This is a genomic window from Nitratireductor sp. XY-223 (assembly GCF_004959855.1).
Lineage (GTDB): Bacteria > Pseudomonadota > Alphaproteobacteria > Rhizobiales > Rhizobiaceae > Hoeflea_A.
The window spans coordinates 1,010,568-1,030,883 of record NZ_SPNT01000002.1; the positions used below are offsets into that span (position 1 = coordinate 1,010,568).

General features: G+C 62.7%; 24 protein-coding genes and 1 tRNA gene. 8 read left to right on the top strand and 17 right to left on the bottom strand.

Annotated elements, in window-relative coordinates; translation table 11 throughout:
* Positions 1 to 91 precede the first annotated feature (91 nt).
* From lysA to argH, 3 genes are all read right to left on the bottom strand, one after another.
* Positions 92 to 1,360, bottom strand: coding sequence for a diaminopimelate decarboxylase (lysA, locus tag E4M07_RS11355; protein ID WP_136658401.1), 1,269 nt, complete (start codon positions 1,358 to 1,360; stop codon positions 92 to 94).
* Between the two features lie 7 nt (positions 1,361 to 1,367).
* A complete protein-coding gene (locus E4M07_RS11360) occupies positions 1,368 to 1,553 on the bottom strand; it encodes a lipoprotein (RefSeq protein WP_136658402.1) in 186 nt (61 codons plus the stop codon).
* Positions 1,554 to 1,648: 95 nt separating this feature from the next.
* A complete protein-coding gene (argH, locus tag E4M07_RS11365) occupies positions 1,649 to 3,037 on the bottom strand; it encodes an argininosuccinate lyase (RefSeq protein WP_136658403.1) in 1,389 nt (462 codons plus the stop codon).
* Between the two features lie 28 nt (positions 3,038 to 3,065).
* On the opposite strand from argH, the gene E4M07_RS11370 reads away from it, so the two are divergent.
* Both E4M07_RS11370 and E4M07_RS11375 read left to right on the top strand, forming a co-directional pair.
* Complete coding sequence (locus tag E4M07_RS11370) at positions 3,066 to 3,785, top strand: TlpA disulfide reductase family protein (RefSeq protein ID WP_136658404.1); 720 nt, start codon at positions 3,066 to 3,068, stop codon at positions 3,783 to 3,785.
* 30 nt (positions 3,786 to 3,815) lie between these two features.
* Entirely contained in the window at positions 3,816 to 4,169 is a 354-nt protein-coding gene (locus E4M07_RS11375) for a cupin domain-containing protein (RefSeq protein WP_136658405.1), read from the top strand.
* 22 nt (positions 4,170 to 4,191) lie between these two features.
* On the opposite strand, the gene E4M07_RS11380 is transcribed toward E4M07_RS11375, so the two are convergent.
* From E4M07_RS11380 to E4M07_RS11415, 8 genes are all read right to left on the bottom strand, one after another.
* The gene (locus E4M07_RS11380) at positions 4,192 to 4,896 is read right to left on the bottom strand and encodes an SDR family oxidoreductase (protein ID WP_136658406.1); all 705 of its coding nucleotides are present in this window, start codon (positions 4,894 to 4,896) and stop codon (positions 4,192 to 4,194) included.
* A gap of 10 nt (positions 4,897 to 4,906) precedes the next feature.
* The gene (locus tag E4M07_RS11385; RefSeq protein WP_136658407.1) at positions 4,907 to 5,788 is read right to left on the bottom strand and encodes a 3-hydroxybutyryl-CoA dehydrogenase; all 882 of its coding nucleotides are present in this window, start codon (positions 5,786 to 5,788) and stop codon (positions 4,907 to 4,909) included.
* Between the two features lie 170 nt (positions 5,789 to 5,958).
* The gene (locus tag E4M07_RS11390) at positions 5,959 to 6,888 is read right to left on the bottom strand and encodes an electron transfer flavoprotein subunit alpha/FixB family protein (protein WP_136658408.1); all 930 of its coding nucleotides are present in this window, start codon (positions 6,886 to 6,888) and stop codon (positions 5,959 to 5,961) included.
* Positions 6,889 to 6,905: 17 nt separating this feature from the next.
* The gene (locus E4M07_RS11395; protein ID WP_136658409.1) at positions 6,906 to 7,655 is read right to left on the bottom strand and encodes an electron transfer flavoprotein subunit beta/FixA family protein; all 750 of its coding nucleotides are present in this window, start codon (positions 7,653 to 7,655) and stop codon (positions 6,906 to 6,908) included.
* A 222-nt stretch (positions 7,656 to 7,877) separates the two neighbouring features.
* On the bottom strand, positions 7,878 to 8,636 hold the full coding sequence (locus E4M07_RS11400; RefSeq protein ID WP_136658410.1) for a rhomboid family intramembrane serine protease: 759 nt from the start codon (positions 8,634 to 8,636) through the stop codon (positions 7,878 to 7,880).
* Positions 8,637 to 8,656: 20 nt separating this feature from the next.
* Positions 8,657 to 9,232, bottom strand: coding sequence for a cob(I)yrinic acid a,c-diamide adenosyltransferase (locus tag E4M07_RS11405; RefSeq protein WP_136658411.1), 576 nt, complete (start codon positions 9,230 to 9,232; stop codon positions 8,657 to 8,659).
* 13 nt (positions 9,233 to 9,245) lie between these two features.
* Entirely contained in the window at positions 9,246 to 9,443 is a 198-nt protein-coding gene (locus E4M07_RS11410; RefSeq protein WP_136658412.1) for a twin transmembrane helix small protein, read from the bottom strand.
* Positions 9,444 to 9,529: 86 nt separating this feature from the next.
* Positions 9,530 to 10,360, bottom strand: coding sequence for an SDR family oxidoreductase (locus E4M07_RS11415; RefSeq protein WP_136658413.1), 831 nt, complete (start codon positions 10,358 to 10,360; stop codon positions 9,530 to 9,532).
* 202 nt (positions 10,361 to 10,562) lie between these two features.
* Here E4M07_RS11415 and E4M07_RS11420 point away from each other — a divergent pair, with 202 nt between their 5' ends.
* Positions 10,563 to 11,390 (top strand): YihY/virulence factor BrkB family protein, encoded by an 828-nt coding sequence (locus tag E4M07_RS11420; protein WP_136658414.1) that lies wholly within the window; start codon positions 10,563 to 10,565, stop codon positions 11,388 to 11,390.
* A gap of 212 nt (positions 11,391 to 11,602) precedes the next feature.
* Positions 11,603 to 11,890 (top strand): hypothetical protein, encoded by a 288-nt coding sequence (locus E4M07_RS11425; protein ID WP_136658415.1) that lies wholly within the window; start codon positions 11,603 to 11,605, stop codon positions 11,888 to 11,890.
* Between the two features lie 36 nt (positions 11,891 to 11,926).
* On the opposite strand, the gene gluQRS is transcribed toward E4M07_RS11425, so the two are convergent.
* Complete coding sequence (gene gluQRS / locus E4M07_RS11430; RefSeq protein WP_136658416.1) at positions 11,927 to 12,820, bottom strand: tRNA glutamyl-Q(34) synthetase GluQRS; 894 nt, start codon at positions 12,818 to 12,820, stop codon at positions 11,927 to 11,929.
* 137 nt (positions 12,821 to 12,957) lie between these two features.
* On the opposite strand from gluQRS, the gene E4M07_RS11435 reads away from it, so the two are divergent.
* Together E4M07_RS11435 and E4M07_RS11440 are read left to right on the top strand one after the other, a co-directional pair.
* Positions 12,958 to 13,611 carry a DNA-3-methyladenine glycosylase 2 family protein gene (locus E4M07_RS11435; protein WP_169054171.1) on the top strand — a complete coding sequence of 218 codons (654 nt, stop codon included), beginning with the start codon at positions 12,958 to 12,960 and terminating at the stop codon, positions 13,609 to 13,611.
* 125 nt (positions 13,612 to 13,736) lie between these two features.
* Entirely contained in the window at positions 13,737 to 14,294 is a 558-nt protein-coding gene (locus E4M07_RS11440; protein WP_136658418.1) for an HNH endonuclease, read from the top strand.
* A 10-nt stretch (positions 14,295 to 14,304) separates the two neighbouring features.
* Here the strand turns inward: E4M07_RS11440 and E4M07_RS11445 are convergent, their stop codons facing one another.
* The gene (locus tag E4M07_RS11445; RefSeq protein WP_136658419.1) at positions 14,305 to 14,823 is read right to left on the bottom strand and encodes a disulfide bond formation protein B; all 519 of its coding nucleotides are present in this window, start codon (positions 14,821 to 14,823) and stop codon (positions 14,305 to 14,307) included.
* 10 nt (positions 14,824 to 14,833) lie between these two features.
* The gene (locus tag E4M07_RS11450; RefSeq protein WP_136658516.1) at positions 14,834 to 15,415 is read right to left on the bottom strand and encodes a YqaA family protein; all 582 of its coding nucleotides are present in this window, start codon (positions 15,413 to 15,415) and stop codon (positions 14,834 to 14,836) included.
* Positions 15,416 to 15,721: 306 nt separating this feature from the next.
* Here E4M07_RS11450 and E4M07_RS11455 point away from each other — a divergent pair.
* A tRNA-Leu gene (locus tag E4M07_RS11455) sits at positions 15,722 to 15,807 on the top strand.
* 629 nt (positions 15,808 to 16,436) lie between these two features.
* Here the strand turns inward: E4M07_RS11455 and E4M07_RS11460 are convergent.
* Genes E4M07_RS11460 through E4M07_RS11470 form a run of 3 tightly spaced genes read right to left on the bottom strand, consistent with a single transcriptional unit; the run spans position 16,437 to position 19,052 of the window.
* Positions 16,437 to 17,270: an alkaline phosphatase family protein gene (locus tag E4M07_RS11460; protein WP_136658420.1), complete on the bottom strand. Its 834-nt coding sequence runs from the start codon at positions 17,268 to 17,270 to the stop codon at positions 16,437 to 16,439.
* A 34-nt stretch (positions 17,271 to 17,304) separates the two neighbouring features.
* Positions 17,305 to 17,901 (bottom strand): HD domain-containing protein, encoded by a 597-nt coding sequence (locus E4M07_RS11465; protein ID WP_136658421.1) that lies wholly within the window; start codon positions 17,899 to 17,901, stop codon positions 17,305 to 17,307.
* Positions 17,898 to 19,052: a gamma-butyrobetaine dioxygenase gene (locus tag E4M07_RS11470; RefSeq protein ID WP_136658422.1), complete on the bottom strand. Its 1,155-nt coding sequence runs from the start codon at positions 19,050 to 19,052 to the stop codon at positions 17,898 to 17,900. Before E4M07_RS11470 ends, E4M07_RS11465 begins: the two co-directional genes overlap by 4 nt.
* A 138-nt stretch (positions 19,053 to 19,190) precedes the next feature.
* Between E4M07_RS11470 and E4M07_RS29850 the strand changes: the two genes are divergently transcribed.
* Positions 19,191 to 20,066 (top strand): LysR family transcriptional regulator, encoded by an 876-nt coding sequence (locus E4M07_RS29850; protein WP_169054172.1) that lies wholly within the window; start codon positions 19,191 to 19,193, stop codon positions 20,064 to 20,066.
* Positions 20,067 to 20,316: the final 250 nt, after the last annotated feature.

The following is a 20,316-nucleotide window of genomic DNA, read 5'->3' on the forward strand; positions in this document are numbered from 1 at the left end:
AGCATTGTTTGCGGCAAAGGCGAGACGATGCACCAAAAAGTGAGTGGGTGAGCCTGTCTGGAAACGGGCGTCCGAACAGGTATTTTTGCGGTTATCTGAGCCAGTCGGGAACCGAATCCAGCGCGATCAGTTCCTCGTAGGTGCCTCTCGGCCGCACCACGTGATAGCGCTCATCGCTGACCATGACTTCCGGAACGAGGAGCCGCGAATTGTAGGTGGACGACTGCACCGCGCCATAGGCGCCGGCCGTGCTGATGGCAATGAGGTCGCCCGCGCGCAGCGCCGGCATCTCCCTGTCTCTGGCCAGGAAATCGCCGCTTTCGCACACCGGTCCGACCACATCCGCGGTCACGCGCGGCGTGTCGGCGGCGGGCACGACAACCGGCCGGATATCATGCCAGGCCTCGTAGAGGGTCGGGCGGATCAGATCGTTCATCGCCGCGTCGACGATCAGGAATGTCTTCGACCCGGTGTCCTTCACGTGGACGACTTCGCTGACAAGGATACCGGCATTGCCGGCGATCATCCGGCCCGGTTCGAAGATCACCTGGCAGTTGAGTGACCTGACGTGTTCGAGCACCACGTCCGCGTAGGCTTCCGGGTCGGGCGGCGGGTCGTTGTCGTCACGGTAGGGAATGCCCAGGCCGCCACCGACGTCGACGTGGTCGATACGGTGTCCCGCCTCGCGCAGCCGCGCGACGAGCGTGTGCAGCAGCTTGAAGGCATCGTCATAGGGCTGCAGGTCGGTGATCTGGCTGCCGATATGCATATCGATGCCGGTGACCTCGATCCCAGGCAGGTCCGCGGCGCGCGCGTAGACGTCCTCGGCGCGCTGCCAGGATATGCCGAACTTGTCTTCCTTCTTGCCGGTCGAGATCTTGGCGTGGGTCTTGGCGTCGACATCCGGGTTGATGCGGAAGGAAACCGGCGCCCTCACGCCCTTTGCCTCGGCTCTCGCATTCACGAGGTCGAGCTCGGCCTCCGATTCGATGTTGAAGCACAGGATCGCAGCATCAAGGGCGAAATCGATCTCGCGCACGGTCTTGCCGACGCCGGAAAAGACGATCTTGTCGGCCGGAATGCCAGCGGCGAGGGCGCGTCTCAGCTCGCCTTCCGACACCACGTCGGCGCCGGCGCCGAGCCTTGCCAGCGTCGCCAGCACGGCCTGGTTGGAATTGGCCTTCATCGCGTAGCAGATAAGCGAATCGACGCCGGAAAAGGCTTTCGCGAAGACGTTGTAGTGACGCGTCAGCGTCGCCGTGGAATAGCAATAGAACGGCGTGCCGACGGATCGCGCGATGTCGGGTATGCTGACGTCCTCGGCAAACAGGACGCCATCTCTGTATTCGAAATGATTCACGGGCGGCCTACTGGATCAGCGGATCGAGAATGAAACGGCGGTCCTTGCGCTCCGGCTCCTCCGTCCCGTCGGGATTCTCGACAACGGGCTCGGACCGCGGAATCTCCAGATCACCCTTGCGGCCGCAGCCGGAAACGGCCAGCGCGGTCAAGGCAGCCAGGGTTGCGAGTTTTGCAGCGGTCTTTGCGGTCATGACGGGCTCGCGTTCATCCGGTATTGCAGGTGCAGCCCTTTTAGCGGGTTTCAGCATGAATGTGCACCCTGTTTGTCCAATTGTCGCCTCACAAATCAAAGCCGCTCGCGCCACCAGTTGATCTGGGCGCGCACGTTGTCGGGCGCCGTTCCGCCGAAGCTTGTGCGGCTGGCGACGGAAGCCTCGACGCTGAGGACGCTGAAGACGTCCTCCGTGATGGCGCCGTTGATCTTCTGGAGTTCGGCCAGCGGCAAATCAGAGAGCGCGCAGCCCTTTTCCTCGGCCAGAGCAACGGCCTTGCCGGTCACGTGGTGGGCCTCGCGGAAGGGCAGCCCCGCCTCCCGCACAAGCCAGTCGGCAAGGTCCGTGGCGGTCGAATAGCCGGAGCCGGCGGCGGATTTCATGGCCTCTTCGGAGACCTCGATGTCCGCGACCATGCCGGTCATCGCGGCCAATGCCAGCTCAAGGGTCTCGGCGGCGTCGAAGACCTGCTCCTTGTCCTCCTGCATGTCCTTCGAATAGGCAAGCGGCAGGCCCTTCATCACCGTCAGCAGTGCGATCAATGCGCCGTTGATGCGGCCGGTCTTGGCCCGGACGAGCTCGGCGGCGTCCGGGTTCTTCTTCTGCGGCATGATCGACGAGCCGGTCGAGAACGCGTCCGACAGGCGCACGAAGCCGAATTGCGGCGTCGACCAGACGACGATCTCCTCGGCCAGCCGCGACAGATGCGTGGCGCAGATCGCCGCGACCCCGAGGAACTCGATGGCGAAATCGCGGTCCGATACGGTGTCGATGGAATTGCGCGTGGGGGTCGAGAATCCCAGCGCCTCGGCGGTCTGCTGGCGATCGATGGCAAAACCGGTGCCGGCGAGGGCCGCCGCGCCGAGCGGGCACTCATCGAGGCGCTCGAGGGCGTCGCGCGCCCGCGAGCGGTCGCGACCGAACATCTCCACATAGGCCATGCAATGGTGCCCGAAGGTGACGGGCTGCGCGGTCTGCAGATGGGTGAAGCCCGGCATCACCGTTCCGGCATGCTCCTCGGCCCGGTCGAGCAGCACGCTGATCAATTTTGTCAGCGCCGTTTCGGTGGCCTCGAGCTGGGCCGAGACCCACAGGCGGAAATCGAGCGCCACCTGGTCGTTGCGCGAGCGCGCCGTGTGCAGCCGGCCGGCGGCCGCGCCGATCAGCTCGCCGAGCCGCGCCTCGATATTCATGTGGATGTCTTCCAGACGCCGCGAGAATTCGAAGTCGCCGGCCTCGATTTCTGACAAAATCGTGTTCAGCCCCTCCACTATCTTGTCACGGTCGTCCGCGCTAATTATGCCGGTGTCCGCCAGCATATCGGCATGGGCGAGCGACCCGGCGATATCCTGGGCGTGGAGTTTCCGGTCGAAATCGATCGAAGCATTGATTTCTTCCATGATCGCGTCGGGGCCGGAGGCGAAACGTCCGCCCCACATCTGATTGGAGGATTTGCCGGTCATGTCTCAGTCAACTCCGGAGATGACGTGAATGTCTGAACAAAAGAATGCGAGCCGCGGAACGGTCAGGATCGCGGGTGCCGTCGTCGTCCTGATCATTCTGGGCGCCCTTGCTGCGGTATACGTTAACGGAACCGGTTCTGGCAACATGTCCGGTGCGGCGCCGGGCAATCAGACGGCTGCCGCAAACGGTGGCGCCTGTGCGGCGTCGGTTGCCATTGCCGAGGCGATCCAGCCCTTCGCGCGCGGACATGTGGCTGCCATGGCATCGGTGAGCGATCCGAGAACTCTGACGTCGCTCGCCTTCAACAGCCCGGACGGTGAGGCCATGTCGCTGGCCGATCTTTCGGGCAAGACCGTGCTGATCAACCTGTGGGCCACGTGGTGCGGGCCGTGCCGCGAGGAAATGCCCGCGCTCGACGAATTGCAGGCGGCGATGGGCAGTGACGAATTCGAGGTCGTGGCGATCAATATCGATACCGGCGACGACAGCAAGCCGAAGAGCTTCCTCAACGAGATCGGCGTTGAAAGCCTCGGCTTCTACCGCGACAACACGATGGGCGTCTTTAATGAACTGAAAAGACAGGGTCTCGCCTTCGGCCTGCCGGTGACGCTGCTCGTCGACGCGCAAGGCTGCCTGATCGCCAATATGAACGGCCCGGCGCACTGGTCGAGCGACGACGCGAAGACCTATATCGGCAAGGCGCTGGAGAGCGGCGGATCCGCTGCCAGGGCGAGCGGCTCGTCATAAACGCAATTGACCGATTCCGGGGGTTCAGCGATGGAGGATTCCGTCAATCTCGCCGAGAAGCTCGCGCTTTTCGAGGAACACTGGTCGCCGCGAACCGTTGCGGAATTCAACGGGCACGATGTGATGGTGGTCAAGGTCGAGGGTGAATTCAACTGGCATGCGCATCCCGATACCGACGATTTTTTTCTCGTGCTGAAAGGCCAGATCGACATCGAACTGCGTGACCGGACCGTCACCCTGAGCGCCGGTGAAATGTTCATCGTGCCCCGGGGCGTCGAACATCGGCCGATTGCGCGTGAAGAAGCGCACCTGCTCCTGATCGAGCCCACGGGCACGCCCAATACGGGTGATCCCGACACCGCTGCCAAGCGCCAGATTGTTTAGGGTCTGTCTTCGGCCTTCAGGCCTACACCGACCGTGTAATCCCGCCGTCGATGCGGATGTTCTGGCCGGTGATGTAGCTGGATTTCGGCGAGGCGAGGAAGGCGATCAGTTCGGAAACCTCTTCCACCGTTCCGTAGCGACCCATCGGGATGCGCGTGCGCCGGTCCTCTTTTTCCGGCAGGCTGTCGATGAAGCCGGGCAGCACGTTGTTCATGCGCACATTGTCGGCGGCATATTTGTCGGTGAAGAGCTTGGTGAAGGCGGCGAGGCCGGAACGGAACACACCCGATGTCGGGAACAGCTCCTCCGGCTCGAAGGCCGCATAGGTGGAGATGTTGACGATGGAGCCCGATTTCTGCGCCAGCATGATCGGCGTGACGATGCGGGCCATGCGCACGGCGTTGAGCAGGTAGAATTCCATGCCCTCGTGCCAGTCCTCGTCGCTGAGTTCCAGGATCGGGCCCTTCGGGCCGTGACCGGCGCTGTTGACCACCGCGTCGACGCGTCCCCACTTCTCCATCGCCGCATCGACGATCGCCTGGAGGTCGTCGCTGCTCCTGTTCGATCCGCTGCGGCCGAGCCCGCCGAGCGCCTCGGCGAGTTCGATGCCCTTGCCGGACGAGGAGAGGATGGCGACCTGGAAGCCGTCTTCGGCAAGCTTGCGGGCGCCGCCGGCACCCATGCCGCTACCGCCGCCGACAATGATCGCAACGGGTTGATAGGACACGGGGCGCCTCCTATCGCGTCGGTACGGGCTCGTCGCCCCGGTAATCGTAGAAGCCGCGCCCGGTCTTGCGGCCGAGCCAGCCGGCTTCAACATATTTCACCAGCAGCGGGCAGGGGCGGTACTTGGAATCGGCAAGGCCGTCATAGAGCACCTGCATGATGGCAAGGCAGGTATCGAGGCCGATGAAGTCGGCGAGCTGCAGCGGCCCGATCGGATGGTTGGCGCCCAGGCGCATCGACGTGTCGATCGCCTCGACGGTACCGACGCCCTCGTAAAGCGTGTAGATCGCTTCGTTGATCATCGGCAGCAGGATGCGGTTGACGATGAAGGCCGGAAAGTCTTCCGCCACGGTTACGGTCTTTTCCAGCGAACCGACGAAGTCCTTGGCAGCCTCGAATGTCATGTCCTCGGTGGCGATGCCGCGGACAAGCTCGACCAGGCCCATGACGGGAACCGGGTTCATGAAATGAATGCCGATGAAACGCTCCGGCCTGTCGGTGGCCGATGCAAGGCGGGTGATCGACAGAGACGAGGTGTTGGTGGCGAGGATTGCTTCCGGGTTCAGCACCGGGCAAAGATTGGCGTAGATCTTGCGCTTGACGGTCTCGTCCTCGGTCGCCGCCTCGATCACCAGGTCGAGCGAGGCAAGGTCATCGATGCGCGGCGCGGCGGCGATGCGCGCCAGCGCCTTGTTGCGGTCCTCCTCGCTCAAGGAGCCGGAAGAGACCTGCCTTGCCATGTTGCCGTTGATGGTCGCCAGAGCTTCTTCGATACGTTCCTCGGAGACATCGTGCAGATGGACGTCATAACCGGCGACGGCGCAGACATGCGCGATGCCGTTCCCCATCTGTCCTGCTCCGATTATCCCAACTGATTTGATCGCGTTGGCCATGATTGTTCCGTTCTTTTCGGGGTAAAGCCACGCCCGCGCGGCTGTTTTGCGGACAAACTAAATGGCCGGGCTGACGACGTCCAGCCCGGCCATAAAAATAGCGCAATCAATTTACCGTTGACGGGACACAGCGCCGCACGGGCGCTGCCGCGAACGGCTAAGCCCTTGGGCTAAAGCGACTTCTCCAACTCCGGCAGGACGTCGAAGAGATCGGCGACCAGGCCGTAGTCGGCGACCTGGAAGATCGGCGCCTCGTCGTCCTTGTTGATGGCGACGATGACCTTGGAGTCCTTCATGCCAGCGAGGTGCTGGATAGCACCGGAAATGCCGCAGGCGATGTAGAGCTCCGGGGCGACAACCTTGCCGGTCTGGCCGACCTGCCAGTCGTTCGGCGCGTAACCGGCATCGACCGCTGCGCGCGATGCGCCGACCGCTGCGCCGAGCTTGTCGGCAACCGGCAGGATGACTTCCTTGAACTTTTCCTCGGAGCCGAGCGCGCGGCCGCCGGAAATGATGATCTTGGCGGAGGTGAGCTCGGGGCGGTCGCTTTCCGAGAGCTTGTTCTCGACAAAGCTGGAAAGGCCCGGATCGCCCGCGGCCGAGACCGTCTCGACCGATGCCGAACCGCCTTTGCCGGCGGCGCTGAAACCGGCGGTACGAACGGTGATGACCTTTTTCGCGTCCGTCGCCTGCACCGTCTGGATGGCGTTGCCGGCATAGATCGGGCGCTTGAAGGTATCAGCGCTGACGACGTCCGTGATGTCCGAGACCTGCATCACGTCGAGCAGGGCGGCGACTCGCGGCATGATGTTCTTGCCGTTCGTCGTCGCGGCGGCAACGAGCGTGTCATAGCCTTCGGCGAGCGAAACGATCAGCGCTGCGGTGGGCTCGGCAAGGTTGTTCGCCAGATCGTCCGATTCTGCCAGCAGGACCTTGGAAACGCCGTCGAGCTTCGCGGCTGCATCGGCCGCGGCCTGGGCGTCCTTGCCGGCGACGAGGACGTGGATGTCGCCGCCGATCTGCGCGGCGGCGGAAAGCGCCTTGGCGGTCTGGTCCGAAAGGGACGCGTTGTCATGTTCCGCAAGAAGAAGAATTGTCATGATCTTATCTCCCTTCCTTAAAGCACGCCGGCTTCATTCTTGAGCTTGTCGACGAGTTCGGCGACGCTCTCGACCTTGACGCCGGCCTTGCGGCCCTCGGGTTCCTCGGTGGTCAGGACCTTGAGGCGCGGGCTCGTATCGACGCCGTAGTCGGCCGTGGTCTTCTTGTCGAGCGGCTTCTTCTTGGCCTTCATGATGTTGGGCAGCGACGCATAGCGCGGCTCGTTGAGGCGCAGGTCCGTGGTGACCACGGCCGGCAGCTTGATCTCGATGGTCTGCAGGCCGCCGTCGACCTCGCGGGTGACCGTTGCGACACCGTCGCCGATCTCGACGTCCGATGCGAATGTGCCCTGCGACCAGCCGAGCAGTGCCGAAAGCATCTGGCCGGTCTGGTTGGCGTCGTCGTCGATCGCCTGCTTGCCGACGATGACAAGTCCGGGGTTTTCTTCCTCGACCACGGCCTTGAGGATCTTGGCGACAGCGAGCGGTTCGACCAGATCGTCCGTCTGGACCAGGATGCCGCGGTCGGCGCCCATGGCCAGGGCCGTGCGGATGGTTTCCTCGGCCTTTGCCGGCCCGATGGAAACGGCGACGATCTCCTCGGCCTTGCCGGCCTCCTTCAGGCGGATCGCTTCCTCGACCGAGATTTCGTCAAACGGGTTCATGGACATCTTGACGTTCGCCAGCTCAACACCCGAGCCGTCCGGTCTGACGCGGATCTTGACGTTGTAATCAACGACCCTTTTTACGGGGACCAGAATTTTCATTCGCTTACCTTTCTCAAATCGTGCGCACGAATGTGCACATCCGGAGTGCTGAATGATGGCTGGAAGGCGACATCTGCATGTTCAATTCTGGCCAACAATTGTCCGGACCATTTGATATTTCGAGCCTCGGGCAGTCACATATCTGCAAGGCACCGTTTACGTCAATCGTGATTGTGAGTCCGTTGCGTCATTTCGACCCAGGCGCGCCCGCAATGGCGGTCTTCAGCGCCCCCAGCGACGGGGAACGTTGGGGACGGAGGTTCCCTTGTGAACCACGGCGCGCGGCGAGACGATACGGCGGTCGAAGAGCGGCACCTCGCGCCGCTTCATCACCACGACGAGGACGGCACCGGCAATGATGCCGCCGATATGGGCCGCCCAGGACACGCCGCCCTCCTCGTCGATGACGATCATGACGAACTGGTAAACCACCCATAGGGTCAGCGGGATCCAGGCGGGCAGGGGAAGCGGGATACGGCCGAGCGCCAGGACCCAGACCCGCACCCGCGGATGCAACACGAGATAGGCGGCCACCACGCCCGCCACCGCGCCGGACGCCCCGATCAGCGGCGCCTGCGAGCCGGGATCGAGCAGGCCGTGCAAGAGCGCGCCGGCCGCGGCGCAGACGAGATAGAAGACCAGGAAGCGGAAGTGACCGAGCGCGTCCTCGATATTGTCGCCGAAGACCCACAGGAACAGCATGTTGGTGGCCAGGTGCATGAAATTGGCATGCAGGAATGCGTAGGTGACGTAAGTCGCGGGTTCCGGAACGATCGAAAGGTGTGGTGCGAGCTCGGCGCTTCCGTAGGCGACCGCCGGAATGAACCCGAGCCCGAGCACGGCGGCTTCCGTCAGGGCTCCGCCCTCGCCGCTCATCGCCGTCGCCAGCCACACCAGAACGTTGATGCCGATGATGGCCAGCGTCACATATTGACGGTCGATATGATCGAGATCGTTTCGGTCATGCAGCGGGATGAACAACGGGCCGGCCCCATCTTGCTCTAACGGTGTTCACCGGGTTTCCAGAGGACGTCTTTCGAGCCGTTCCCGTTGGCGCAGCGCGCGGCCACGAACAGAAGGTCCGACACCCGGTTGATGTAGCGCATCGCGGCCGGGTTGACCGCCTCGCCGGTGTCGGCCAGCGCGACCATCAGACGTTCGGCCCTTCGCGCGACGGTTCGCGCCAGATGAAGATTGGCCGCGGCGGCAGTCCCGCCGGGCAGGACAAAGGAGCGCAACGGCTCAAGGTCCGCGTTGAGGCTGTCGATCTCGGCCTCGATACGCTCGACCTGGCTCTCGGTCACGCGCAGCGGCGGGTGCTCGGCCTTCTTGCCGGTGTCGGGCGTTGCCAGATCGGCGCCGAGGTCGAAGAAGTCGTTCTGCATGCGCGCCAGGATGGCATCAAGGCCGGCGTGTCCGGCCGTATGCAGGCGGGCCATGCCGATCGCTGCATTGGCCTCGTCCACGGTCCCGTAGGCCTCGACGCGCAGGTCATGCTTGGCGCGGCGTTCGCCCGAACCGAGCGCCGTCGTGCCGTCGTCTCCCGTGCGCGTATAGATCTTGTTCAGTCTGACCAAAGCCTGCCTCGCGTCAGCGTCCGCCGCCCGTGATCCACAATACAACCACAATCAGGACAACCGCAATGAGCTGCAGGGCGATACGCAGCTGCATGAGCTTGTTGGACAGGTTGCCGGAGCCGCCGCGCATCATGTTGAAGAGCCCGCGGATCAGGACGAAGACCACGGCGGCCATCACCACCATGATGAGATAGTAGAGGAAAGGGGCCATCGATATCCCTGCCCGCTCGTTGTTTGTGGCCGCGTTTATTGCAACGGGGCCGCCGCTGCCACCTTCCGGCCATGCGACATCTTGGCCTATCTCTTTTCCAGTATCCGGTAAAGCATGTCGGCAGGAAGCAGCCGCTTGAGCGCCGTGCCGATCTTCGCCGGGCGCGTCAGTACGTAATGCGGCTTCGGCTTCGCGTTTTCAAGCGCGTGCCTGAGCACATCATAGACCGCGTCGGGGCCGAGCTTGTGCTTCGATTTCACGCCGCCCTGACGCATGCGCTGCAGTTCGCGTTCATAGTCAGCGCGGTGCACCGAGCCCTCGATGTCGATGTTCTTTTCAATGTAGTGCAGGGCATTGACGGCGATTTTCGATTCGATCGGGCCGGGCTCGATCAGACTGACATGGATGCCGGTGCCCGCAAGCTCCATGCGCATGGTCACGGACAGGCCCTCAAGCGCGAATTTCGACGCATTGTAGGCGCCGCGCCAGCGCATGGGAACGAGGCCGAGGATCGACGAGCACTGAACGATGCGCCCGTGAGCTTGCGCGCGCATGACGGGAATGATGCGCCGCGTCAGTTCGTGCCAGCCGAAGAAATTCGCCTCGAACTGTTCGCGCAGCGCTTCGGTGCCGAGGTCCTCGACGGCGCCGGCCTGGCTGTATGCGCCGTTGTTGAAGAGCGCGTCGAGCGTGCCGCCGGTCCGCTCGAGGACCGTGTCGGCCAGCGCCGCGATACTCTCCGGTTCGCGATAATCCAGGTACAGGGCCTCGAGCCCGTCCTTCTCGAGCGCTTCAAGATCGTGCGGCTTGCGGGCTGTGGCGAATACGCGCCACCCGTCGCGCTCAAGAGCGCGTGCGCAGTGGGCACCGATGCCCGAGGAGCAACCGGTGACAATGATCGTCTTGTGCTGTTTCATGAACCACTCCGGTGCCGGTGCCCCGTTCAGGGACCGGAAACTGCTGTCGCGTCGCACCGCTCTATCCCTAACCAATCCGGTTTGACAAGCGGGGGCTGGTCAAGGGCGTCGAAAACCGGTTCTTAACCAAGGGCACGTTTGCTAATGGTGCGTGGGTTGCGGATAACGGGCGGGGACCGGTCGCGACGAGCGGAGGCGATTGATGACAGGACGGCAGCTTTGGAAAGTGGTTTCCGGCGCCATCGTTCACTTCAACCAGGACGATGGCTGGGCGATGGCGAGCCATGTGGCCCTGTCGACACTGCTTGCCGTGTTTCCCTTCCTGATCTTCGCCACGGCGCTTGCGAGCTATGTGGGGGCCGACGCCTTCGCCGACACGGCTGTCCACATCATCTTCGATACGTGGCCGAAATCCATCGCGGAACCCATCTCGCAGCAGGTCCTTGAAGTGCTGACGGTCAATCGCGGCGGCGTGCTGACGGTTTCCGTCATCGCCGCGGCGTTTTTCGCGTCGAACGGGGTCGAGGCACTAAGGGTGTCGCTCAACCGCGCCTACCGGGTCAGCGAAAAGCGCTCGATTCTCTTTAACCGGGCGCAAAGCCTCGGTTTCGTGATCATCGCCGCGCTGATCCTTCTGGCCATCAGCTTTCTCCTGGTGCTGGCGCCGCTGCTGACCGCGTTCATGCGCAAGTGGCTTCCATGGTCGGATGAGCTGATTTCGCATCTCGACAACTGGCGGGTCATCGTGGCCGTGGTCGTGCTGTTTGTCGGGCTGATGGTGTGTCATCGCTGGCTGCCGGCCGGGTATCGCACGTTCCGCTCCATCGTACCTGGCGTTATGGTTACCATGATCTTCTGGATGGCCGGCGCGCTTCTTTTTTCCGCCTACCTGCAGAGCTTTTCCACCTATGTGGCGACTTATGCAGGGCTGGCGTCGATCATGATCGCATTGATTTTTCTCTACATTGTCGCGGCGATCTTTATTCTGGGCGCGGAGCTGAACGCCTCCATACTTGCCGAGCGGGAATAGCCGGCAGCGGGCGCCCGGGGGCGTTAACCAAAAAATAGTCTTAAATGCACTAAAATTCGTCTACTGAGCATTAACCGCGATTTTCGGATTCGGCCAAAACCAGTGGATTTTGGGGTATGATCTTGGCCGGACAAATGAATTGTCACGCGGAGCAAATCCTTCGACGAAGGGCGGCTCGGGGACTCTGCGTCTGCAAATGACGGAGCAAGGACATGTTTGTATACCTGTCGCCGGAAATGACATACGGCCTGCTGATTGCCTGCGTGGTAATCTGCTTCTTTGTGGGCCATGCCATGGACGGCGTAATGGGCCCCGTCGGCTTCGGCGTGTTCGGCAACATGATCATCCTGGGAACCGGTATGGCTCTCGGACTGTTCGTTTCCGAACTGGCAGGAATGCCGCTGAACAGGATGGAAGTCATCGTCGGCGCCTCATTGGTCGGCGCGTTTGGATCCTTGTTGATCCTGGCATTGTTCAAGCACCTGTTCCTGAGGACTTAGGACAGGTCACATACGTGAGTGCAGGTGTAACCGGCGTCAGATCCTGGCGCCGGTTTCGCACATCTGGATGACCTCTTTTGCGGTAGCGCCGCTGCGCCGCAGCGCCGCGACCGCGGTATCGCCATCGCTTTTCGACAGCTTGCGTCCGTCGCCGTCCACCAGCAGCGCGTGGTGATGGTAGCGGGGCTCCGGCAATGCGAGCAGGTTCTGCAGAAGCCGGTGGACGGATGTCGCATGAAACAGGTCATGGCCGCGGACAATGTCCGTTATGCCCTGCAGCGCGTCGTCGACGACCACCGAAAGGTGGTAGCTGGTCGGCGTGTCCTTGCGCGCCAGGATGACGTCTCCCCAGGCGCGCGGATCGGCGGCGATCGTTCCGGTTTGCCCGGACGGGTCGTGCCCCGTTTCCGCCCAGGTGATATCCGGCCCCGCCAGCGCGCAGGCCTTGTCGATGTCGAGGCGCCATGCAAACGGCCTGCCCGAATCCATCCCCGCCGCGGCTTCTTTGCCGGACAAGGCACGCTCGCCTCCCGGGTAGAGGGGGGCGCCGTCCGGATCGCGCGGCCAGGCGGGGCCGTGCCGTTCGGCTTCGGCGACACGGTCGCGGATCTGGGCGCGGGTCAAAAAGGCCGGATAGACGAGCGCCATCTCGCGCAGCTTGCCGAGTGCCTCGCCATAGTCCCCGAAATGCTCGCTCTGCCGGCGCACGGGACCCTGCCACTTGATGCCAAGCCAATTGAGGTCCTCGACGATCTGCCGCTCGAATTGCGGCGTGCAGCGGGCAGTGTCGATGTCTTCCATGCGCAACAGCATCTCACCGCCGCACTCCAGTGCCCTTTCCCTGTTGCGAAGGGCGGAATAGGCATGGCCGAGGTGCAGCAGGCCGTTGGGGCTCGGGGCAAATCGGAAGACCCGGTTCTTCTGCGTCATTGTCCGTGTCCTGTCACTCTCCCGGAATCCCGGCCCTCGTGCCTCCCGAAACCGTCCGTTTGGTGGTAATAGATCGATCCCGGCGTGAAGGAAAGCGCATCGCAGGCAATGCGCGGACGGGCCGGCGGCGAGGAACAATGCGCGTGAGAACGATCGACACTCTGGACGACATCGCGGACGGGCTCGAAGCCCTGGTGCAGATTGATCCGCGGCTCGTGCCGGTGGTGCGGAAGGCCGGCGCGGTGCCGCTGCGCCGACAGGCGCCGGGTTTTCAGGGCCTTGCCGAGATCATCGTGGCGCAGATGGTCTCCAAGGCGTCCGCGGCGGCGATCTGGAGCAGGCTTGCCGCCGAGGCCGGCGGATGCGCGCCGCATCAGATCGCGGCGCTCAGCGATGCGCAGTGCCGCCGCATCGGATTGTCGCGGGCCAAGGAGCAGACGCTGAGAGGCGCGGCTGAGGCTGTCATGAGCGGCCGGATCAACCCGCGCGCGCTGTGCGCGATGCCGGCGGACGAATCGATTGCGGCGATGACCGCCCTGAAAGGCATCGGCGCATGGACCGCCGAGGTCTATCTTTTGTTCTGTGCCGGCCACGGAGACATCTTTCCCGCCGGCGACGTGGCGCTGCAGGCGGCCGCCGCCCACGCACTTGGAATCGATACCCGTCCGGACCAGAAAAAGCTGCGTGATATCGCCGCGCGCTGGCAGCCCTGGCGCGGCGTCGCGGCGCGTCTGTTATGGGCCTATTATGCAACGGAAATGCGCCGCGGGGATGTGACGCCGACGGGCTGAGCCGGTGTTGCGCATCGGCCACCGGCGCTTTCCCTGACCCCGTCAATTTCCTGAGATTACTTCACAATCCTGTAACAACCGGCCTAATATATCATTGTATCTGGCGAATCACTCAGGAGAGTGAGTTGACGATAGCTGTTTCACCCGACGCGCTTCCGGCGCTGGTGCTGAATGCCGATTACCGGCCGCTCAGCTACTATCCTTTGTCGCTCTGGTCCTGGCAGGACGCGATAAAGGCGGTGTTCCTCGATCGCGTCAATATCCTCGCCGAATACGAACATCGCGTATCGTCTCCGAGCATGTCGATGGCGCTGCCCAGCGTTGTCTGCCTCAAGACCTACGTCAAGCCGAGCCGCCACCCCGCCTTCACGCGGTTCAACGTCTTCCTGCGCGACCGGTTCAAGTGCCAGTATTGCGGCGTCGACAAGGACCTGACCTTCGACCACGTCATTCCGCGGCGCTATGGCGGCGAGACGACATGGGAGAACATCGTCGCGGCCTGCTCGTCCTGCAACCTGAAGAAGGGCGGCAAGATGCCGAAGGAAGCGCGCATGTATCCGTCCCAAAAGCCGTATCATCCGACGGTGCACGACCTGCACAATAACGGCCGCATGTTCCCGCCGAACTACCTGCACGAAAGCTGGATGGACTATCTCTACTGGGATGTCGAACTGGAGCCGTAAGGCCGTCTGATCACCGTGCCCGACCGGCAAATGCGACGCGCAGGCAGGCCGCCGCGAGGATGACGCTTGCGATAACGTTCCAGCCCGCGAAGGACAGGCCGAGCACCCGCAATGCCGTCTCGTTGCAGGCCGGCGGCTTGATCGCGTTGAGATCGGCCAGCAGGTTGCCGGCGTCCGTCGTCAGGCCGGCAGCCCCGGCGCAGTCGGCCGGCCCCGGCCACCAGCCCCATTCGACGCCGGAATGATAGACGCCGAGGCCGGCGCCGTAGAGCATCAGGCCGCCGCCGGCTGCAAACAGCGTCCGGGTGATGAGGGACGGTGCCTTCAGCGCCGCCGAGACGGCCGCCGCGACCATGACGGGCACGCCGATATAGTAGGGCGTGCGCTGCTCCAGGCAGAGCGCGCATGGGATATAGCCGCCGATATGTTCAAATCCCAGCGCGGCCCCGACGACGGCAGCCATGGCGACGGCGAGGACCAGCGCCTGCAGCGCTTTGCCGGTGCCCGGATTTACAGCCTGTGTCGTCATCATGACCCCGTTAGAACACGAATCTCAGCGCATAGAATCCGCCGATCAATAGCACCATGAATATGGCGAAAAGAATACCCAGGTACTTCTCGATGAAGGTGCGGATCGGCTCGCCGAAAAGATACAGCAGATAGGCGACCAGGAAGAAGCGGAAGCTTCTGCCGATAATGCTGACGACGACGAAGGTGACCAGGTTGAGGCCGGTGGCGCCGGAGAAGATCGTCAGCACCTTGTAGGGAAAGGGCGTTATCGCCGCAAAGAGGACGCCCCAGCCGCCATAGGTGTTGTACCATTCGCTGATGCGGGAGAAGGACGCTTCCTTGCCGTAAAACTCAAGGATCGGACGGCCGACGGCGTCGAACAGGAACGCGCCGATCGCGTAGCCGAGCAGGGCGCCGGCGACGGACGCGATGGTGCAGATCAAGGCGTTCTTCCACCAGTTGGCCCGGTCGGCGAGCACCATCGGGATCAGCAGCACATCGGGTGGTATCGGAAAGAACGAACTTTCGACAAACGAGACGCCGGCAAGACCGGCCCTGGCATGGCGCGTCGCGGCGAGCGACATGGTCCAGTCGTAGAGGCGTCTGAGCATGAAGATGTCCCTGTTGGCGCGCTCGCTTTTAGGCAGAATCGACATTGGCGTAAACCGGATTTTGTACAACTGGGCGTGAACGCTAGCAGAAGCTTGTTGACCAGGCGTTACCGGCGTCGACTAAGCGCGAACGCCCGGCCTACGCCGCGCGCCGGATGATGGCCGGGCCGTCGCACCCGTTGCCGGCGGAACGGCCGACCGGGAGAGCGGCAATAAGCCGGAAGGTGCGCAAAATGCCGGTTGACGCACTGCTTGCGCACCGTATATTCCGGCTGCTGCCCTGCGCCGCCGCGCAGGGCCTTTCGTGCGGGTGTGGCGGAATTGGTAGACGCGCCAGACTCAAAATCTGGTGTCCTTTGGACGTGTCGGTTCGAGTCCGACCACCCGCACCACCTGATCTTTTCCTATCGATGAGCGCGAATACGCGGATGCAGGCCGTCCGAACCCTGGTTCGCGCATACCGGCTCGCTGTCCGGCGTGCCGGATCCTCGTCTCGTTTTCGGTTGAAATGAGGCATCATTGGCGTCCGTCCGGCGAGGGAAGAGAAACGCCCCAGGCACGGGCGTGCCCGGGGCGGGTCAGGACGCGGAGATTGGCCCGAGTCCTGGGGAGGACCTCCTCGTTGCAACAGTTGTGCGGCCAGTCGCGTCAGGCAGCCGGACGCATTGGAGCATCTATATGAAAAATCCTCATATTTCGCCGAAATTCAGCATGCTAATACTTGTTCAGCGCTATACATCCGCAGTGCCGGGACGCTGTCAACTCACGATATGCCGGCAAATATTACCGAGGATGGAAACCGACGTTAACTTCTACTTCGAAGAGTGGTGCGGCGATCAAGTTGACCGGAAGTCTTGTCGAAGGTGAAGTCCGGCGAACGGGCGGCTTGTCCTTGCGTTCACAGCAATTGGCCGGCCGCGATACTGCCGCCGCCCGGCGGCGCGCATGGGCCGGGAATTTGTGCACCTGTGGCCGATTTGCAACGCCCGATTGCCGGCACTCGAACAATTGGAATCGGAATTCAGCTGACAATTGGCAGTTGCGTCATGGAGCCGGGAATATCCACGCCGATTCGTGACAGTATCGTTGGTGCAATGGCACGCTGGTCAAGGACGGTTTCGGCCGCCGGACCTTCCGCCTCTCCGAAATAGTAGAATGCGGTGTCGCGCATGGACGGCTCGTCACCGCCGTGGGCGCCGTCCGGGTTCATGCCGTGGTCCGCCGCGACAAATACGTCATAGCCGGCCTCAAGCCATTGCGGAACGGTCCTTGAAAGCGCGTCGTCGATCACCGCGACCTGCCGCCGGTATTCGGGCGATGCGCCGCCGAATGTGTGGCCGATGGTGTCGGCGCTGCTGGTGTGGAGCAGCAGGTAATCGGGATTGTGCTTTCGCAACAGCATCGTAGCCTGTGCGCACAGGTCGATCTCCGCCGGCGCGCAGGCGTTGCGCTTTCCGTATCCTTCCATGGAGTAGTAACGCGCGTGGGCTATCGGCGCCTCCGGATCGTCGATCTCGCAGTGCCGGAAGGGATCGAACGCGCTGCCGCCATAGAGGGTGTGAAAATATGCATGCCCGACAACCGCTGCGGATTTCCCGGCCGATCGAAGGGCGGAGAATATGTTGGGCTTTTGCGACGGCCCCAGCGCGTTGTTTGACAATATGCCGTGCTCCACGGGCGCAAGGCCCGTGTGGATCGTCTCGTACATGACCAGCGATATGGTGGGAATGCAGGATCGCATCTTCCAGCGTTTGGCACGGCCTGCCTCATGGCATGCCTGCAGATAGCCGCACTGAGTCACCGCGGTCTCGTAGCCGACTCCATCGAGTATGATGAGTGCAGTTTTGCGGCTCATGGATGTCCGCACCCGGTCGCGACAGACATCGGTCTCAGCCGGTGGCCCTTACATGCGCGTCAACCACCCGCTGCAAAACCGGCGCATAATGGGAAAACGACGGCGTTTGCATTCCCGGCACTTTTCCTTCCTCGTCCCAGATCCGGACCTGGATGATGGCGTCGAGATTGGGATTGTCCGCAAAGGCTCTCGCTTCTTCCGCGCTCATCGGACCGCCCTGCAGATTGAGCGTGTGGACCGAAGCCGGTGAAAGGCGGTCGAAATAGGAGGGATCGGTGGCGCAAAGGTAGCGCTTGGCGGCGACATGGTGCTTGACGCAATCGGTCACGACTTGCGGAAAGAACGGCGCCAGGACAGCGGCGCCCGCCTCATCGTGATGGTTGTTGATTCCCTTCTCCAGGGCATCTTCGGGAAACTCGTTGGTATAGTGTCCGATATCGTGCAGAAGCGCCGCCGCGATCATGTGATCATCAGCACCCGCATCCTCCGCGAGCTTGGCGCCCTGGAGCATATGCTCCGACATCGTAACCTGTTCGCCCAGGTAGGAATCGGCACCGCGCCGCTCGAATATCTCGCCGATGAATTCGACAATGTTGCCGGAATACAGACTGGTCGGGTCGGGACGGCTCATTGTGCTGCCTCCATCAAAGTGTTCTCCAGCGCCGCAAGGGTGGAAAGCAGCCCGTCCTTGTCGGCGTAGCAGCCTTGAAGCCAACGGGAGCCGGCCCCTGAATAGCCGGTGCGGGCGTGCAGCACACGCGTGTTGTCGACGATGAAGCTTTCACCGGGCTCGAGCTTGAAGGAGACCCCCATGGCCGGGTCGTCCATGATTGCGGCGAAGTGCCTGTAAGCATGATAATAGGCCGCCATCTTCTCGAACGGCACGTCCGTGATCGGCGCGGCCGAGCGGTTGTTGAACCGTATGGCGATGAGCTCTCCGTCGGGCGCAAGTTCTATCATCGGTCGGCGCGAGCGCAGGCAGATGCCGTCCGAGCCGGCATATTCGAAACGCGCGCAATGCCTGGCCAGAAGCGAGAAACCGTCCGGGTTCTCGTCCCGCAGCCGCTGGGCTGCACGGAAGCCGTCAACGACAATGGAATCGCCGCCCTCGGCTGAATTCTCCAGGCAATAAAGAACCTGGAGCGTGGGAACCGGGTCGCGGTACGGATTGTCCGTATGGGCCTGGAGGCCGAGGCCGGTATAGGCCAGGTTTGTCGGATTGACCTCGGTGCGGACTTCGAACCAGCGCCCGTAATTGGTTTCACGCACAAATCCGAACGGCCGCACGACCTCAATCAGCGCACCGCTTTCCACCGGACCGTTGGTCAGGTGCGCGAAGCCGAATTTGCGGATTGCATAAAGCCAGTCACGAAGAGCCGATCCGTCGGTTGCATTTGCCGCGAAATCTCCTGTCGGGATCGTGGCAAGGGATTCGCGATCCCAGGTCTCGATCGCCTGAGACAGCCAACCCGCCGGCTCGTCCGATTGTCGATCGTAAGCATTGGCACGAAGCCATTCGGCCGGGAATTCAACGGTCTTTTCCTCAGGCAGGAAGGTGACCGACAGGACCCGGCCATCGGACCGCGCGCTCCCGATACTGGTTTCCTCCGGAATGTCGGTCAGCGTGATAAGGCGCTGGCCGTTTCCGGCGGAGCGGGTTTCGCCGTCCAGTGCATTGTCGCGCAGCCATAATGCGTGAAAGCGCGTGCTCGAGCCATCCGCGAGGGAAAGCTGAATAGCGGCGCCGCCGTCCAATACCGACACCGACTCAATCGAAGTCATTGCACCCTCCAATATTTTTTGATCCCGTTCCCGGCCGGTCTGTGCCGACTGTGTGCAACGGGTCGCTTGCTGGACCATATCGCTGCCCGTGATATAAGCACAAGAAATGGATATTTAGATCAAGGCATCGATTTCATTTTGGCAGATGCACACACCGAAAGGACCCTTCCGCCGCTGGAATGGTTGCGCGTTTTCGAGGCCGCCGGCCGTTGCGGCAGTTTCACCGCCGCGGCCGGGGAACTCGGCCTGACGCAGGCGGCGATCAGTCAGAGGATCCGCAATCTCGAACACCGGCTGGGAAAGGAACTGTTTGTCCGCAAGCCGCGGGGTGTCGCGCTGACGCTCGACGGCGAGGCCTACCTGCCGCATGTTCAGGCGGCGCTTTCCGCGCTGTCGCGCAGCACCGCGGATCTCTTTTCGCCCGATATCAGCGAGATCACGATCTGTGCCATGCCGTCGCATATCGAATTGCTGATCCTGCCGCGTCTGAAGGCTCTGCTGGCGGATCGCCCGCAGTTGCGCGTGACCTTCGTCTCCGCATTCAGGCAGCATGACTTCGATAATATCGCGGCGGACTTTCACCTGCGCTATGGAAACGGCACCTGGCCGGGAAGGCGGGCGCAACTTTTGCACCGGGAGCGGCTGGCGCCGGCTGTTGCGCCGCAGCACCTCAAGCAGGGCGGCGATTGGCGCGCGCTTCCGGCCCTTGCGCTGAGCGGTCCCCGTTCGGGCTGGCAGGCCTGGGCGGCGGCCACAGGCTCGCCCCCGCCCTATCGCACCGGCATGCGTTTCGACTCCTACGACCTCGCCCTGACCGCCGCCATAGAGGGCCATGGGGCGATATTGGCATCCATTCCGCTTTCGCAAGCCGCGATTGGCGAGGGGCGTCTCGCATTGCTTTCCGAACCGTCGGTGACGATGGATGCGGGCTATTGGCTGTCCTGGGCCGCAGACCGTCCGGTTCCGGCGCTGCTACGGGAAATGGTCGATATCCTGGCCGCGGACGCTGTGTGACACCTCGGCAACAATTGATTCGCAGGTGCCGGGGCCCTATAATTTTATCGTTGCTCCGCCATTCGGCAGGTTAGAGGACCGGCTTTTCGGCCATGAGCATCTTCGGATGATTTTACGCATCCTGCCCGGAACATCAAAGCATCGCGTAACGGATGACTTTCGGGCGGAGCAACCAACAGCAAGTCTCACCAATCCAGCCGCAAGGCGCGGCCGGCCATCTTCCAATCGAATCCGGCAAAGCCTATAAACC